The 14637-nt window shown below is 52.3% G+C and carries 14 protein-coding genes; 10 read left to right on the plus strand and 4 right to left on the minus strand.

Annotated elements, in window-relative coordinates; genetic code table 11:
- From flgD to flgB, 3 genes are read right to left on the minus strand one after another with little or no spacing between them, the layout of a single operon-like run.
- Complete coding sequence (gene flgD / locus DY231_RS14870; RefSeq protein ID WP_034494513.1) at positions 1–678, minus strand: flagellar hook assembly protein FlgD; 678 nt, start codon at positions 676–678, stop codon at positions 1–3.
- An 11-nt stretch (positions 679–689) separates the two neighbouring features.
- A complete protein-coding gene (gene flgC / locus DY231_RS14875; protein WP_115629526.1) occupies positions 690–1094 on the minus strand; it encodes a flagellar basal body rod protein FlgC in 405 nt (134 codons plus the stop codon).
- A 3-nt stretch (positions 1095–1097) separates the two neighbouring features.
- Positions 1098–1514 carry a flagellar basal body rod protein FlgB gene (gene flgB / locus DY231_RS14880; RefSeq protein WP_034494510.1) on the minus strand — a complete coding sequence of 139 codons (417 nt, stop codon included), beginning with the start codon at positions 1512–1514 and terminating at the stop codon, positions 1098–1100.
- A 152-nt stretch (positions 1515–1666) separates the two neighbouring features.
- On the opposite strand from flgB, the gene flgA reads away from it, so the two are divergent.
- The 6 genes from flgA to xdhC all read left to right on the plus strand — a co-directional run bounded on the left by flgA (position 1667) and on the right by xdhC (position 7100).
- The gene (gene flgA / locus DY231_RS14890) at positions 1667–2326 is read left to right on the plus strand and encodes a flagellar basal body P-ring formation chaperone FlgA (protein WP_115629529.1); all 660 of its coding nucleotides are present in this window, start codon (positions 1667–1669) and stop codon (positions 2324–2326) included.
- 119 nt (positions 2327–2445) lie between these two features.
- On the plus strand, positions 2446–2739 hold the full coding sequence (gene flgM / locus DY231_RS14895) for a flagellar biosynthesis anti-sigma factor FlgM (protein WP_115629531.1): 294 nt from the start codon (positions 2446–2448) through the stop codon (positions 2737–2739).
- A gap of 4 nt (positions 2740–2743) precedes the next feature.
- Entirely contained in the window at positions 2744–3169 is a 426-nt protein-coding gene (gene flgN, locus DY231_RS14900; RefSeq protein WP_115629534.1) for a flagella biosynthesis chaperone FlgN, read from the plus strand.
- A gap of 277 nt (positions 3170–3446) precedes the next feature.
- Positions 3447–5741 (plus strand): xanthine dehydrogenase molybdenum-binding subunit XdhA, encoded by a 2295-nt coding sequence (gene xdhA, locus DY231_RS14905; RefSeq protein ID WP_256682712.1) that lies wholly within the window; start codon positions 3447–3449, stop codon positions 5739–5741.
- 4 nt (positions 5742–5745) lie between these two features.
- On the plus strand, positions 5746–6624 hold the full coding sequence (gene xdhB / locus DY231_RS14910; RefSeq protein ID WP_115629540.1) for a xanthine dehydrogenase FAD-binding subunit XdhB: 879 nt from the start codon (positions 5746–5748) through the stop codon (positions 6622–6624).
- Positions 6621–7100 (plus strand): xanthine dehydrogenase iron sulfur-binding subunit XdhC, encoded by a 480-nt coding sequence (xdhC, locus tag DY231_RS14915; protein ID WP_115629542.1) that lies wholly within the window; start codon positions 6621–6623, stop codon positions 7098–7100. The genes xdhB and xdhC overlap by 4 nt, the downstream gene beginning before the upstream one ends.
- 35 nt (positions 7101–7135) lie before the next feature.
- On the opposite strand, the gene DY231_RS14920 is transcribed toward xdhC, so the two are convergent.
- Positions 7136–8932 carry a sigma 54-interacting transcriptional regulator gene (locus DY231_RS14920; RefSeq protein ID WP_115629545.1) on the minus strand — a complete coding sequence of 599 codons (1797 nt, stop codon included), beginning with the start codon at positions 8930–8932 and terminating at the stop codon, positions 7136–7138.
- A 487-nt stretch (positions 8933–9419) separates the two neighbouring features.
- Here DY231_RS14920 and ygeW point away from each other — a divergent pair, with 487 nt between their 5' ends.
- The 4 genes from ygeW (at position 9420) to hydA (ending at position 14615) form a co-directional block, all read left to right on the plus strand.
- Positions 9420–10607 (plus strand): knotted carbamoyltransferase YgeW, encoded by a 1188-nt coding sequence (ygeW, locus tag DY231_RS14925; RefSeq protein ID WP_147295649.1) that lies wholly within the window; start codon positions 9420–9422, stop codon positions 10605–10607.
- A gap of 67 nt (positions 10608–10674) precedes the next feature.
- Entirely contained in the window at positions 10675–11874 is a 1200-nt protein-coding gene (dpaL, locus tag DY231_RS14930) for a diaminopropionate ammonia-lyase (RefSeq protein WP_115629550.1), read from the plus strand.
- A gap of 43 nt (positions 11875–11917) precedes the next feature.
- The gene (locus DY231_RS14935; RefSeq protein WP_115631857.1) at positions 11918–13135 is read left to right on the plus strand and encodes a YgeY family selenium metabolism-linked hydrolase; all 1218 of its coding nucleotides are present in this window, start codon (positions 11918–11920) and stop codon (positions 13133–13135) included.
- Between the two features lie 70 nt (positions 13136–13205).
- On the plus strand, positions 13206–14615 hold the full coding sequence (gene hydA / locus DY231_RS14940) for a dihydropyrimidinase (protein WP_115629553.1): 1410 nt from the start codon (positions 13206–13208) through the stop codon (positions 14613–14615).
- The last annotated feature ends 22 nt before the right edge of the window (positions 14616–14637 follow it).

A 14637-nucleotide genomic window follows, 5' to 3' on the forward strand; every position in this document is an offset into this window, starting at 1 on the left:
TTAGATAATCTGCCTGATATCGTCGAGGGTTGAGGTGCCGTAAGTACCGAGGTCGAGCAAGGTCTTGCCGTTACTGAGCGTGACACCGTTGACCAACGCAAAATTCAGCGGTTGAGCAACCAGTTGTGTCCCGCCATTACTGGCATTGATGGCAACGTTATAAGCGCCGTCCGGCACTGTCGTCCCATCGGTCGCGGTGCCATCCCACGTGAAGGTATGAACCCCTGCACTAAGCGCACCAATATCGAGCGTACGAACCACTTTGCCGGTGTTATCGGTGATGGTTGCGGTGACTTTATCCGCCCCCTGTTGCAACTCAACACCAAACGGCGTGGTCGCTTCACTGCCCGCCAAAATTTTCGAACCAGGGATCATCACGCCATGGCCAATCAGAGCGCTGGCCTGCACAGACTGGTTATTGGTCAACTGACCAGACACAGAACCGAGCGTGGTGTTGAGTTTTTCAATGCCGCTCACGGTGCTGATTTGCGCCAGCTGGGTAGTCAGTTCGTTGTTTTGCAGAGGGTTGGTCGGGTCCTGGTTTTTCAACTGCGCAACGAGCAGCGTCAAAAAGCTACTCTGTAGATCGGCTGCATTGTTCCCGGTAATGCTGCTATTACCCGATAAAGTATTAACACCACTGGTCGTGGTGTCGTTCATATTAACGGCGATGCCCATCAGTCACTCCTTTACTGACCCAAAGTCAGGGTTTTCAACATCATGCTTTTCACGGTGTTGAGCACTTCAACGTTGGCCTGATAGCTGCGTGACGCCGACATGCTGTTGACCATCTCACCCACTACGTCCACGTTTGGCATCCGCACATAACCTTTGGCATCGGCCAGCGGGTTCCCCGGTTGGAACACCAGTTTGTCCTGCTCCTGGCTTTCCTGAATACCCGTCACCTTTACGCCACCCGTTTCAGCACCCGGAGCGGCATCGACCTGGAAAATAACCTGCTTAGCGCGATAAGGTTGGCCGTCCGGGCCAGTGGCGCTATCTGCGTTAGCCAGGTTACTCGCCGCCACGTTCATCCGCTTGGACTGCGCCGTCATTGCCGAACCGGCAATATCAAAAATATTCAGTAATGCCATCTATTAGCCACCCTGTTGCAGCACAGACATCATGCCCTTGATTTGGCCGCCGAGGACCGTGAGATCGGATTGATATTTCAGGCTGTTATCGGCAAATTGCGTACGTTCGCGGTCCATATCGACGGTGTTGCCATCCATAGATGGCTGGTCAGGAACGCGGTAGAGGAGATCAAGAGAAGGTGTTGTTTGTGTCGCCGCCGGAATATGGCGTGCGGAGGTGAGCGCGAGCGCAACACCGCTGCCTTCGGCACGGCCTCTTTCCATCACTTTTTTCATTTCACTGGCAAAATCAATATCGCGAGCCTGATAGCCCGGGGTATCCGCATTGGCGATATTTGCGGCCAGAATTTCCTGACGCTGGGCACGCAAATTAATCGCTTCTTGCTGAAATCGCAGTGAAGCATCCAGTTTGTCTAGCATGTTCCCTCCGCATAATTAGGATTTGTCCGACAGCTTAAATCCCCTTACGCGTGCGTTATCGTTGGAATAGACACAAAATGGGTCGCTATTTGTCGCCTTGATCAATTCGGTGTGCGGTTAAAATCACTGCAACCTGAACAAGGAGAAGCGAGATGGCTGGACTAAAAACCTGGAGCACAATTGCCCTTTTACTGGCCTGCCCGCAGGCTTTCGCCAGTATTCTGGACGCACCATTGACCCAGTTTTTTCAGCAACGTCTGGTGGGTATAAGCAATGAAGTGTCGGTGATTGTAAAAACGCCGGATGCACAATTGCCTCCCTGCCCACTTCCCGATTTTTCGATGCCGGGCAATGGTCGTTTATGGGGCAATGTGAGCGTTCTGGCACGATGCGGAAACGAGAAGCGCTATATTCAGGCAGAAGTGCAAGCTACCGGGAACTACGTGGTGGCAGCGCTTGCACTGCCGCGTGGCACGGTGATCAATGAAAGTCAGGTGCAGCTCAAGCGTGGGCGTTTAGACCAATTGCCTCCGCGTGCAATGCTGGATATCAACCAGGCCAGCAGTGCTGTAACGCTGCGTGATATCGCCCCCAATCAGCCCATTATGTTGTCCATGGTACGCCAGTCCTGGCGTGTGAAAGCCGGACAGCGAGTGCAAGTCGTCGCCGCAGGGGAAGGTTTTAGCGTGAACAGCGAAGGCAAAGCGCTGAATAATGCGGCGGTGGCGCAGAATGCGCGAGTACGAATGGATTCTGGTCAGATTGTGAGCGGCGTCGTCGGCACTGATGGGAATATTCTGATTAATCTATAATATTCCACTGGCGATTAAGAAGGCTATAAAGGTTCTGCGGCGACTGCCGATAGTGTGTTAACAGATGATAGATATTGGCAGGCTCTCGTGCAGTGGGCCACCTCGATGAGGATAGAATAATGAGTATTGATCGCACATCTCCTTTGAAACCGGTAAGCACCGTACAACCGCGTGAAACGTCAGAAGCTCCGCTCCAAAAGAGCCGTCTGGAAAAGAGCACGACACCAAACAGCACCAATGTGACACTCAGCGATGCGCAGGCGAAGTTAGTCCAGCCGGGCAGCGGTGATATCAATATGGAACGCGTTGAAGCACTCAAAACTGCTATCCGCAATGGTGAGCTAAAAATGGATACCGGCAAAATCGCCGATGCACTCATCCAGGAAGCTCAGAGCTATATATTGAGTAAATAATTGCATGAATCGTCTGTTAGAAGTGATGGATCAAATGACTGTGGTGCTCAACTCTCTCAAAGAGGTGATGGACGCCGAGCAGCAACAATTATCCGCAGGCCATGTAAATGGCAGTACATTACAGCGTATTACCGAAGATAAAAGCTCGTTGCTGGCAACGCTTGATTATCTCGAGCAGCTTCGCCGTGCCGAACAGAATGCACATAACACAAGCAGCACGGATATCAGCCAGCGTTGGCAGACGATTACGCAAAAAACGCAGCATTTACGTGATATCAATCAGCACAACGGTTGGCTATTAGAAGATCAGCTGGCGCGCAATGAAGAAGCGCTGGCAGTGCTCAAGCCACATCAGGAACCGAATCTATACGGTGCTGACGGGCAAGCGACGACGGTGAGTCGTGGCGGCAATAAAAAAATAACGATTTAGCGCCATCAAAATTCGAGTGAGGGACCGCCTTAAAGGCGAGTCCTCACTAAACATCTCGTCGATTTATCATAATGATCATCGTCTATCATTGTGAGAAAACATCCCCTGCTCCTGACACCATTCCCTTCCTGAACAACAGCTTGTTTTCCAATGACCATCACAGTTTTTTCATAAGAAATGGCCGTTAGCAATGACTGGCGTACATCTTGCTTCACTCAGGAGCTAAACGAAGCGTGACCTTATTCCTGAGGATGGAGACAAAACCATGTCAGAAAGAATGGGTAAAACACCATTAGGATTGCCCTGCTTGCGAGTTGATGCGCTTGCCAAAGTCACCGGGCAAGCCAGATACACCGACGATATACCAATGACTGGCATGTGCTATGCCAAATACGTTCGCAGCCCCATCGCACACGGATATGCCCGTGCCATTGACTACCGCGCCACGCTTGAAATTCCTGGTGTCGTAGCCGTCTTTACCTGGGAAGATGTGCCGGATATCGCTTTCGCCACAGCGGGCCATGCCTGGACACTCGACCCGGCCAAACAGGACGTTGCCGATCGCTGCTTGCTAACGCAACACGTGCGGCATTTCGGCGATGCCGTAGCAATTGTCGTGGCGCGTGATGAACTTACGGCGGAAAAAGCCGCTGAAACGGTGGAGGTCAGTTGGGAAGAATTGTCCGTTATCACCTCGCCCGAAGCGGCGCTGGCCGACGATGCCCCCGCGATTCATGCAGGCGGCAATCTGCTCAAACGCAGCGAAGCGGCAACTAACAACCCTGCTGCCGCCATGCAGGCTGCGGATCACCAGTTCTCAGGCCGCTTTAAAACGCCTATTGTGCAACACTGCCATATGGAAGGCGTCACCTGCTTTGCCTGGATGGAACAGCCCGACCGCATCACTATTATCTCCAGCACGCAAATCCCGCATATCGTGCGCCGCATTGTCGCGCAGGCACTCAACATGTCGTGGTCAAAAATACGCGTCATCAAACCCTATATTGGCGGCGGGTTTGGCAATAAACAGGATGTGCTGGAAGAGCCAATGGCCGCCTTTTTGACGCTAAAACTGGGTGGCATTCCGGTCAAAGTGTTGATCAGCCGTGAAGAGTGTTTCTTTGCCTCGCGTACCCGCCATGCATTTCGGATTGATGCAAAAATGGGGGTCACATTTGATGGCGTTCTAAAAGGTTTCAGTTTAGATGTGTTGTCCAATACCGGTGCGTATGCCTCGCACGGGCACTCCATTGCTGCCGCCGCAGGAAGCAAAATTTCCTGGCTCTACCCCCGCAGCGCCTATGGTTTCCAGGCAACAACCGTCTACACCAATCTCCCCTCTGCCGGAGCCATGCGTGGCTATGGCGCGCCGCAGGTGGTTTTCGCGGTGGAGTCCTTACTGGATGATGCCGCCGTCGCGTTAAACATCGACCCGGTAGACATCCGTTTACTCAATGCCGCCCGCGAAGGCGATATCAATACGTTGTACAACAGGCCGATACACAGCGCCGGTTTGATTGAGTGCCTTAAACAAGGGCGTGAACGCTTCGGCTGGGACGAGCGCAAAGCGGCGTGTCTGCAAACTCACGGCGACGTTCGCCGTGGCGTTGGCGTGGCCTGTTTTAGCTATACCTCCAACACCTGGCCGGTTGGCGTCGAAATTGCCAGCGTGCGCTTAGTGCTCAACCAGGACGGAATCATCAATCTACAAAGCGGAGCCACGGAAGTTGGGCAAGGTGCCGATACCGTCTTTGCGCAAATGGTCGCCCAAACCATCGGCATGCCCTTCGACATGGTCCACACGATTTCCACGCAGGACACGGACATCACGCCTTTTGACCCTGGCGCATTTGCTTCGCGCCAAAGCTATGTCACCGCACCCGCTTTGCGCGAAGCCGCACAAATTTTAAGGCAAAAAATCCTCCAGCACGCGGCGTTAATGCTGCATCTGCCCGAAATGAAGCTGACAATTATCAATGGCAATATTGTGCTGGAGATGCGCCCGGAACAGGCACTGATCAGCGTGGCTGAACTGGCGATGCACACCTTTTATCATCCCGAACTGGGCGGCCAACTTTCGGCAGAATCCTCCTTTAAAACCCAGACGAATCCGCCGACCTACGGCTGCACATTTGTTGATGTCACCGTCGATATTCCCCTGTGCAAAGTCACCATCAACCGCATCTTAAACCTGCATGATTCCGGGCAAATACTTAACCCGACGCTGGCTGAAGGACAGGTTCATGGCGGTATGGGGATGGGTATTGGCTGGGCGCTGTTTGAAGAGATCATCGTCGATGAGCAAAGCGGCGTGGTGCGTAACCCCAATCTGCTGGATTACAAAATGCCGACCATGCCCGATTTACCGACGCTGGAGTGCGCCTTTGTGGAAACTGACGAACCGCAGTCAGCTTACGGCCATAAAGCACTGGGCGAACCGCCGATTATCTCCCCTGCCGCCGCGATTCGTAACGCAGTGCGCATGGCGACGGGTGTTGCCATCAACACGCTTCCCCTGACGCCAAAACGCCTGTTTCAGGAGTTTGTCGAGGCCGGGCTGATAAAAGGATAATGCTATGTATGACATTGAACGTTACCACCACGCCGAGAGCGTCGCACACGCGGTGGCTCTGCTGGCAGAAGACGAGCAGGCCCGCTTACTGGCGGGCGGAACAGATGTATTGATTCAACTCCACCATCTCAACCCGCGTTATCGCCATATCGTCGATATTCATGATTTACCCGAATTACGCGGCGTGACAGGTAACGACCACGGCGTTATTCGCATTGGTTCCGGCACCACTTTTAGCGAACTCATCGAACATCCTTTGGTGCAACAACACCTTCCGGCGCTGGCTGCATCGGCCTCGGTTATCGCAGGGCCGCAAATCCGTAATGTCGCCACCTATGGCGGTAACATTTGCAACGGCGCAACCAGTGCCGATTCTGCCTGCCCATCGCTGATTTACGAAGCCGAACTGGAGATTGCCACCCCACAAGGAACCCGTTTTGCCTCAATTAACGGTTTCCATACCGGGCCTGGGAAAGTGGCATTAGCCGCCGGAGAAGTGCTGGTGGCCTTCCATTTCAAGCCAGAAAACTACCGCAACAAAGGGGCGGCAAGTTTCAAATATGCGATGCGCGACGCGATGGACATTTCCACTATTGGCTGTAGTGCTTTGTGTGAAATAGCGGCGGGCCGTTTCCGGGAAATCAAACTCGCCTTCGGGGTTGCCGCGCCCACGCCGGTACGTTGTGCGCATGCCGAACACGCCGCGGTCGGGCAACCGTTAACCCACCAAACCCTGGCGGCTATCGCAGAAGCAGTCACGCAAGATGTGTCACCCAGAACCTCCTGGCGTGCTGAAAAATCATTCCGTTTACACCTGATTAGCACGCTGGCAAAACGCGTTATCGAACAGGCGGTGAAACAGGCTGGAGGAGCCATTCAATGAACAGCAAAACCATCAACTGCCGGATTAATGGCGGCAACTATCAGTTGAGCGTATCCCCGGCGATGCCGTTATCCGATGTGCTGCGCGCCCAGGGTTTTCTCAGTATTAAACAGGGTTGCTGCGTGGGTGAATGTGGAGCCTGTACGGTGCTGATTGATGGCACCGCCATTGATAGCTGCCTTTATCTGGCGGTTTGGGCACACGATAAATCGATCCGTACCAGTGAAGGGGAAGTGGTGAGCGGTAAACCATCGCCCGTGCAGCAAGCCTTTGCGGAAAGCGGCGCGGTGCAATGTGGATTTTGCACGCCAGGGTTTATCATGGCCGCCACCGCATTACTGGCAAAACCGCGCAGCCAGCCGATGACAGTGTTACAAATTCGTCAGGGGCTGGCGGGTAATTTATGCCGCTGCACGGGGTATCAGATGATTGTCGATGCCGTGCAGGAATGTGAGAACGGACAACACTTCGATTGACGGCTGTTGTGCCGGATGTCGCCGCTCTAAACCGCCTACGAAAGAGGTTTGTCGTCAGTACCATACTTCTTTATTTTGCGATACAGGGTGGCGATCCCTATCCCCAACTCATCCGCCGCCAGTTTTTTATTGCCGTGGCGCATCAGCGCTTCGGCAATAAGCTGCTTTTCCATCTCCTCCAGCGCATGGGCACCATGCTCCGAATGATCGCTACTGTCGTGAGTTTTCGCGGCATGCACCCGGGTGAAATCCACCACGATCTGCCGCTGATTGACAATGTTCGGTGGCAACAGCGACGTGGTAATCACTTCGCCTGAAGGCACCACGTTCACCAGGTACTCCATCATGTTGCTTAACTCGCGCAAATTTCCCGGCCATTGATAGGCCGCCAGCAATGCCATGACATCGGGCGCGATGCCCGGATAAACCAGTCCGATGCGCTTCGTATGCAAATTAAGAAAATAGTGAATCAGCAAAGATAAATCTTCTTTGCGCTCACGCAGCGGCGGCAAGACCACCGGGATCACATTCAAACGGTAATAGAGATCTTCGCGAAACTTCCCTTCGGAAACATACTTCTCCAGATTCTGATTGGTGGCAGAAATGATACGAATATCAATCGGGATTGGGCGACTTGAACCAATAGGCTGAACTTCGCGTGCTTCAATGGCACGCAGCAATTTGGCCTGAATCACTAACGGCATATCGCCAATTTCATCAAGGAACAGCGACCCCTGATCGGCGGCCTGCATTAACCCTTGCTTACCGTTAGTCGACGCACCGGTGAAAGCGCCTTTAACATAACCAAACAGTTCACTTTCCAGCAGTTGCTCAGGGATGGCGGCACAGTTAATCGCGATAAACGGTTTATCATTACGCTGACTGAGTTTATGAATTGCCCAGGCGACCACCTCTTTACCGGTACCACTTTCACCCGTAATCATCACACTCGACGGACCCGGTGCAATCCGGCCAATCAAGCGCTTTAACGCCACCATCGGCTGGCATTCACCAATAATATGTTCGATCTGTGGGGCTTCGTTCACGGCATCCGTATTGATAGCCGTGTGCGATTGATGGAACGCCATTAAAAAAATCTGGTTTTCCTGTACCGTAAGTAACTGACCAATAATTATTTCGCTGCGTTCGTCGAGGGAAATAATATATTGCATATTGCCGCTGGTAAAAGAGTTCTGAAAAGTCAGCGCACGCGCTGAAATCGTTTTCCCCATCAACTGCTCATGGTTGGATTTTAATATTTTTAATGCGACAGGGTTCGCAAATTTTAACTGATTATTTTTATCCAGGATCAACACGCCCTGATCCATATTATCGATGAGGCTTAACAGTATCCCACTGGCGTTACTCTCACCGCTTTGGTCTTCGAGGAGTTTGGAAATAAAAATATTGGAAATATGCTGCACATAATCTGAAAATTCGCGCAAATTGTCTCTTATGCGCTCCTGCTGCTCGCAGTTCAGTGCTACCAGGCTAATCACCCCGACGCAACAGTTCTGAAAAATCACCGGGGTACCGAGGAAAGCTTTTTCCCGGCAATTTTGCTTATCGGTACACCCTTCACAAATGGGGTCAATACCAGACTGCGTGACGACTTTTTCTTTCTTTGATTCAATAACATGCTTTAACAAGCGTGAATTGGTATTTAGCTTTCGCCCCAAAGATTTAGCATAAGGGCCAGTGCCTGCTACTCGAACCAGATTGACATCAACAATCTCAATTTCCAGTTGCAACACACTTGCCAGCATCTTCGCAAAACGGATGATTGTCGGTTGGATCTGCATCAGCGCCGACTGAGTATTTACAGCCATCATGATCGATAGTTTCCTTAGCAATTATTGACTTTCTAATAATCCCTTACTGAACGCCTGGCGACCTAATAAACAGATCTTATAATACTAATTATGCAAGAGAAAACATTGATAATAACCTGACTAATTACATTTGCTCATCATTTAATAGATCTTAATGCTCACGGTTAATTTATCAAATTGATAATTGGAATTGTGCCGTTATCAATTTGGAGAACGAACCCGTGATAATTCCACCCTATACCGCCAGCCTGCTAAATAGCATTTTTCTTTGATTTATCCTGACTGAAAACAACCCGCACCATTTTCATTAAAATAAGCGTGCTTTATCGATTGCGTTCACAAATTTAATTCACCTTTCCCATTCAATCGACCATTTCCCCGCACCTGGCATAGTTATTGTTAATCACTAAATAGCTCACACAGATTTGTTGGGTTAATTCTGCACAGTACAGCAGTCCTGTGACCAGTCATAACAAAGGGTGTTTTGATGAAAACGATTAATGATTTAATTAAAGATCTCAGCAAACTTAACTCTCATCTTCATGAAAAGGATTTCCTGTTAACCTGGGAACAGAGTCCGGATGAGCTCAAGCAAGTCCTCGACGTCGCGGCCGTACTGAAATCCATGCGTGCCGATAACATTGCCACCAACGTCTTTACCAATGGTTTGGGCATCTCCGTTTTCCGTGATAACTCAACCCGTACCCGTTTCTCTTACGCCTCCGCCCTGAATATGCTGGGCCTGGCGCAGCAAGATCTCGATGAAGGCAAATCGCAAATTGCCCACGGCGAAACGGTCCGTGAAACCGCCAACATGATCTCCTTCTGTGCGGACGCCATCGGTATTCGCGATGACATGTTCCTTGGTGCAGGCAACGCTTACATGCGTGAAGTGGGTGCCGCACTCGATGAAGGCTACGAAGAAGGCGTGCTGCCGCAACGCCCTGCCCTGGTCAATCTGCAATGTGATATCGACCATCCCACGCAAGCGATGGCCGATTTGGCCTGGCTGCGCGAGCATTTCGGCTCGCTGGAAAATCTGAAAGGCAAAAAAATCGCCATGACCTGGGCTTACTCGCCAAGTTACGGCAAGCCGCTGTCGGTGCCACAAGGCATCATCGGCCTGATGACCCGCTTTGGTATGGACGTCACGCTTGCGCATCCAGACGGCTATGAGCTGATCCCGGATGTGGTGGAAGTAGCCAAAAACAATGCCAAATCATCCGGTGGCAGCTTCCGCCAGGTCAACTCAATGGAAGAAGCCTTCAAAGATGCCGACATTGTTTATCCAAAATCCTGGGCACCTTACAAAGTCATGGAAGAGCGCACCACCCTGCTGCGCGCCAACGATCACGACGGCCTTAAAGCGCTGGAAAAACAGTGCCTGGCGCAAAACGCCAACCACAAAAATTGGCACTGCACCGAAGAGATGATGAAGCTGACCCGTGACGGCGAAGCCCTGTATATGCACTGCCTGCCGGCGGACATTTCCGGCGTGTCGTGTAAAGAAGGCGAAGTCACCGAAGGCGTATTCGAAAAATACCGTATCGAAACCTACAAAGAAGCCAGCTGGAAGCCTTACATCATCGCCGCAATGATCCTGTCGCGCAAATACGCGAACCCGGGTCAAATCCTTGAAAAACTGCTTAAAGATGCCGTGAAACGTGTCAAATAAAAGGGTCTCTGGCCTGCGGGCCAGAGCATCCTCCAGCAAAACGTCTTTTGCTAATTGAGGTTGGGTTATGTCTGTTTTCTCATTGAAGTTAGCTATCGAACAAAACCGTTTATTCAATGGTGAAATATCCCCGTTGTTCACCAGCGAACAAACCCGCAAAGCCCGAGCATTTCACCAGAAGATTGCCGGTTACCAACCGACGCCGTTGTGTGAACTTAACGAGCTTGCCAGCCTGTTCGGTGTCGGCAAGATTCTGGTTAAAGATGAGTCCCAGCGCTTTGGTCTGAACGCCTTCAAAATGCTGGGTGGCACCTACGCCATCGCACAGTTGCTGTGCGAAAAATACCAGATGGATATCAATGATTTCTCGTTTGAGAAAATCAAAAACACCATCAAAGAAAAAATGACCTTCGCCACCACCACTGACGGAAACCACGGGCGCGGCGTGGCCTGGGCTGCCCGGCAACTGGGGCAGCATGCGGTGGTCTATATGCCGAAAGGGTCGGCGCAAGAACGCGTGGACCACATTCTCAATCTCGGTGCGGAATGCATCGTCACCGACATGAATTACGACGACACCGTGCGTATGACCATGCAGACCGCCAAAGAACGGGGCTGGGAAGTGGTGCAGGACACCGCCTGGGAAGGTTACACCAAAATCCCGACCTGGATTATGCAAGGCTATTCGACGCTTGCCGACGAAGCCGTCGAACAGATGAAACAGCTTGGCATCGAACGCCCGACTCACGTCTTTTTACAAGCGGGTGTCGGGGCGATGGCTGGCGGCGTGCTCGGATATATGGCCGATGTGTACGGGGCGCAACGCCTGCACTCCGTAATCGTTGAGCCAGAACTGGCCGACTGTATTTACCGCTCCGGCGTGAAAGGCGACATCGTCAACGTTAGCGGTGATATGCCCACCATCATGGCAGGTCTTGCCTGTGGTGAACCTAATCCGCTCGGCTGGACGGTGCTGCGAAACTGCGCCACGCAATTCATCTCCTGCCAGGACTCGGTTGCCGCTCTCGGAATGCGCGTGCTGGGCAACCCAACCGGCAAAGACCCGCGCATTATTTCTGGTGAATCGGGAGCCGTCGGTCTCGGTGTGCTGGCCGCCGTTCATTACCACCCGCAACGCGAAACGCTGATGGCGAAACTGGGGCTTAACCGCGACTCCGTCGTACTGGTTATCAGCACCGAAGGCGATACCGACGTTAAGCACTACCGCGAAGTGGTCTGGGAAGGCGCTTACCCTACAACTGCGTGAGCCTGGCGGTTCACTGATGAGTTTCATTAAGGGAGTTAAAGAAATGACTAAACAGGTTCCATTTAAACTGGTTTTAGAAAAAGCAGAACACTACAAAGCCGACATGACGCGCTTCCTGCGCGACATGATTGCCATTCCAAGCGAGAGCTGCGACGAAAAACGCGTCGTGCATCGCATTAAAGAAGAAATGGAAAAAGTCGGCTTCGATAAAATCGTCATCGACCCGATGGGCAATATTCTCGGCTATATCGGCCACGGCCCACACCTGATTGCGATGGATGCCCACATTGATACCGTTGGCGTCGGTAACATGAAAAACTGGTCATTCGACCCGTATCAGGGCATGGAAACCGAAGAGCTGATTGGTGGCCGTGGCGCGTCGGACCAGGAAGGCGGAATGGCTTCAATGGTTTACGCCGGTAAAATTATCAAAGATTTAGGGCTGGAAGATCAGTACACCCTGTTGGTAACTGGCACCGTTCAGGAAGAGGACTGCGACGGGCTGTGCTGGCAGTACATCATTGAACAATCAGGGATTCGTCCGGAGTTTGTGGTCAGCACTGAACCGACAGACTGCCAGATTTATCGCGGCCAACGTGGACGCATGGAAATCCGCATCGACGTTCAGGGAGTGAGTTGCCACGGTTCCGCGCCAGAGCGCGGCGACAATGCCATCTTCAAAATGGGCCCCATCCTCAACGAGTTACAGCAACTGGCAACCCGCCTGGGCAATGACGAATTCCTCGGCAAAGGCACACTTACCGTTTCTGAAATTTTCTTCACTTCACCCAGCCGCTGCGCAGTAGCAGACAGTTGCGCCGTCTCCATTGACCGACGCTTAACCTGGGGCGAATCCTGGGAAGGTGCGCTCGAAGAGATACGCGCGCTGGAATCGGTCAAAGCCGTCAACGCCACCGTATCGATGTACGAATATGACCGTCCATCGTGGACGGGCCTGGTGTATCCAACGGAGTGTTACTTCCCGACCTGGAAAGTGGAAGAAGACCACATCACGGTGAAAACCCTCAGCAAAGCTTACCAGGGCTTGTTCCACAAAGATCCGGTGGTGGATAAGTGGACGTTCTCAACCAACGGCGTTTCCATCATGGGCCGCCACGGTATTCCAGTGATTGGCTTTGGCCCAGGTAAAGAACCTGAAGCCCACGCGCCGAACGAAAAAACCTGGAAAGACCATCTGGTCACCTGTGCCGCCCTGTATGCCTCGATTCCGTTGGCCTACTTGTCTGAACTGAAGAAATAATCTTTCTGGCGATGCTCCGTTGGGTGACCAGCGGAGCCTGTTGTCGACGGATGTTGACGGAGTTTCCATCATGAACCTTACCCAAATCCATCCCAGGAAAGTGCTGATTAAAAACGGCTGCGTGGTGAATGCCACCGGTCAGGCACAACATGACGTGCTGATCGCCGACGGTCTGTTCGAACGTATTGCTGCGGATATTTCTGTTTCTGACGACGTCGAAGTCATTGATGCTACGGGCTGCTACGTGATGCCGGGCGGAATCGATGTTCACACGCATTTTAATATTGATGTCGGAATGGCCCGTAGCTGTGATGATTTTTTTACCGGCACCCGCGCCGCTGCGTGTGGTGGTACAACAACCATTATTGACCATATGGGATTTGGCCCCGCAGGTTGCAATCTGCACCACCAGCTTGAGGCTTATCACGGTTATGCGCGTGGCAAAGCGGTAATCGACTACAGCTTTCATGGCGTAATCCAGCATATTAATGACGCCATTATCGATGAGCTTCCCTCGATGGTCGATGCGGGTATCAGCAGCTTTAAACTCTATCTGACCTATCTCTACAAACTGAACGACAGCGATGTGTTACGCGCTTTGCAGCGGCTTAACGAAGTCGGGGCGCTGACCACCGTGCACCCGGAAAATGATGCGGTGATTGCCCAACGGCGCGCTGATTTTCTCGCCGCAGGCCTTACCGCCCCGCTGTATCACGCCCGCAGTCGTCCGCCTGAATGTGAGGCCGAAGCTATCGCCCGAATGATTAACCTGGCGCGGCTTTCGGGGAATGCGCCGCTGTATATCGTCCATCTGTCCAATGGACTCGGGCTTGACTACCTACGGCTGGCAAAAGTCCGCAATCAGCCAGTGTGGGTGGAAACCTGCCCGCAATATTTAATGCTGGATGAACGTTTGTATTCGCGTGAAGACGCACTGAAATTTATTCTCAGCCCGCCGCTGCGCGATATTCGCGAACAAGACGCGCTGTGGTGCGGGATAAGCGACGGATCGATAGATGTCGTCGCAACCGACCACTGCACCTTCCCTTACCAGCAACGGCTCGCGCTCTCCGGTGGCGATTTCAGCCAGTGTCCTAACGGATTGCCGGGCGTAGAAAACCGTCTGTTGCTGCTGTTTTCTGCCGGCGTCATGAGCGGGCGCATTTCACCAGAGCGCTTTGTTTCACTGACCAGCGCCAGGCCCGCGCAGTTGTTCGGGCTGTGGCCACAAAAAGGCTGTATTGCCCAGGGTTTCGACGCCGATGTGGTGATTATCGACCCCAAAACCAGCACCACAATCCGCCACTGTGAACTGCACGACAATGCCGATTACAGCCCGTATGAAGGCATGGTTTGTCAGGGGCAAATACGCCACACCTTGTCGCGCGGTAAAAAGGTTTTCAGTCACGGAGAATTTACCGGAGTAGCAGGAGATGGACGTTTCCTGAAACGCCAACCGTTTAATTATTCCGATATTTAAATCAACCATGAGTCACAGATCT

The sequence above is a fragment of the Buttiauxella agrestis genome (assembly GCF_900446255.1).
Classification (GTDB): Bacteria; Pseudomonadota; Gammaproteobacteria; order Enterobacterales; family Enterobacteriaceae; genus Buttiauxella; species Buttiauxella agrestis.

Coding starts and splice junctions, on each gene's coding strand:
- DY231_RS14920 (WP_115629545.1), bottom strand. CDS start 8,932: ATGATGGCTGTAAATACTCAGTCGGCGCTGATGCAGATCCAACCGACA.
- flgC (WP_115629526.1), bottom strand. CDS start 1,094: ATGGCATTACTGAATATTTTTGATATTGCCGGTTCGGCAATGACGGCG.
- flgD (WP_034494513.1), bottom strand. CDS start 678: ATGGGCATCGCCGTTAATATGAACGACACCACGACCAGTGGTGTTAAT.
- xdhC (WP_115629542.1), top strand. CDS start 6,621: ATGAACAGCAAAACCATCAACTGCCGGATTAATGGCGGCAACTATCAG.
- dpaL (WP_115629550.1), top strand. CDS start 10,675: ATGTCTGTTTTCTCATTGAAGTTAGCTATCGAACAAAACCGTTTATTC.
- flgA (WP_115629529.1), top strand. CDS start 1,667: ATGGCTGGACTAAAAACCTGGAGCACAATTGCCCTTTTACTGGCCTGC.
- flgB (WP_034494510.1), bottom strand. CDS start 1,514: ATGCTAGACAAACTGGATGCTTCACTGCGATTTCAGCAAGAAGCGATT.
- DY231_RS14935 (WP_115631857.1), top strand. CDS start 11,918: ATGACTAAACAGGTTCCATTTAAACTGGTTTTAGAAAAAGCAGAACAC.
- flgN (WP_115629534.1), top strand. CDS start 2,744: ATGAATCGTCTGTTAGAAGTGATGGATCAAATGACTGTGGTGCTCAAC.
- xdhB (WP_115629540.1), top strand. CDS start 5,746: ATGTATGACATTGAACGTTACCACCACGCCGAGAGCGTCGCACACGCG.
- ygeW (WP_147295649.1), top strand. CDS start 9,420: ATGAAAACGATTAATGATTTAATTAAAGATCTCAGCAAACTTAACTCT.
- flgM (WP_115629531.1), top strand. CDS start 2,446: ATGAGTATTGATCGCACATCTCCTTTGAAACCGGTAAGCACCGTACAA.
- xdhA (WP_256682712.1), top strand. CDS start 3,447: ATGGGTAAAACACCATTAGGATTGCCCTGCTTGCGAGTTGATGCGCTT.
- hydA (WP_115629553.1), top strand. CDS start 13,206: ATGAACCTTACCCAAATCCATCCCAGGAAAGTGCTGATTAAAAACGGC.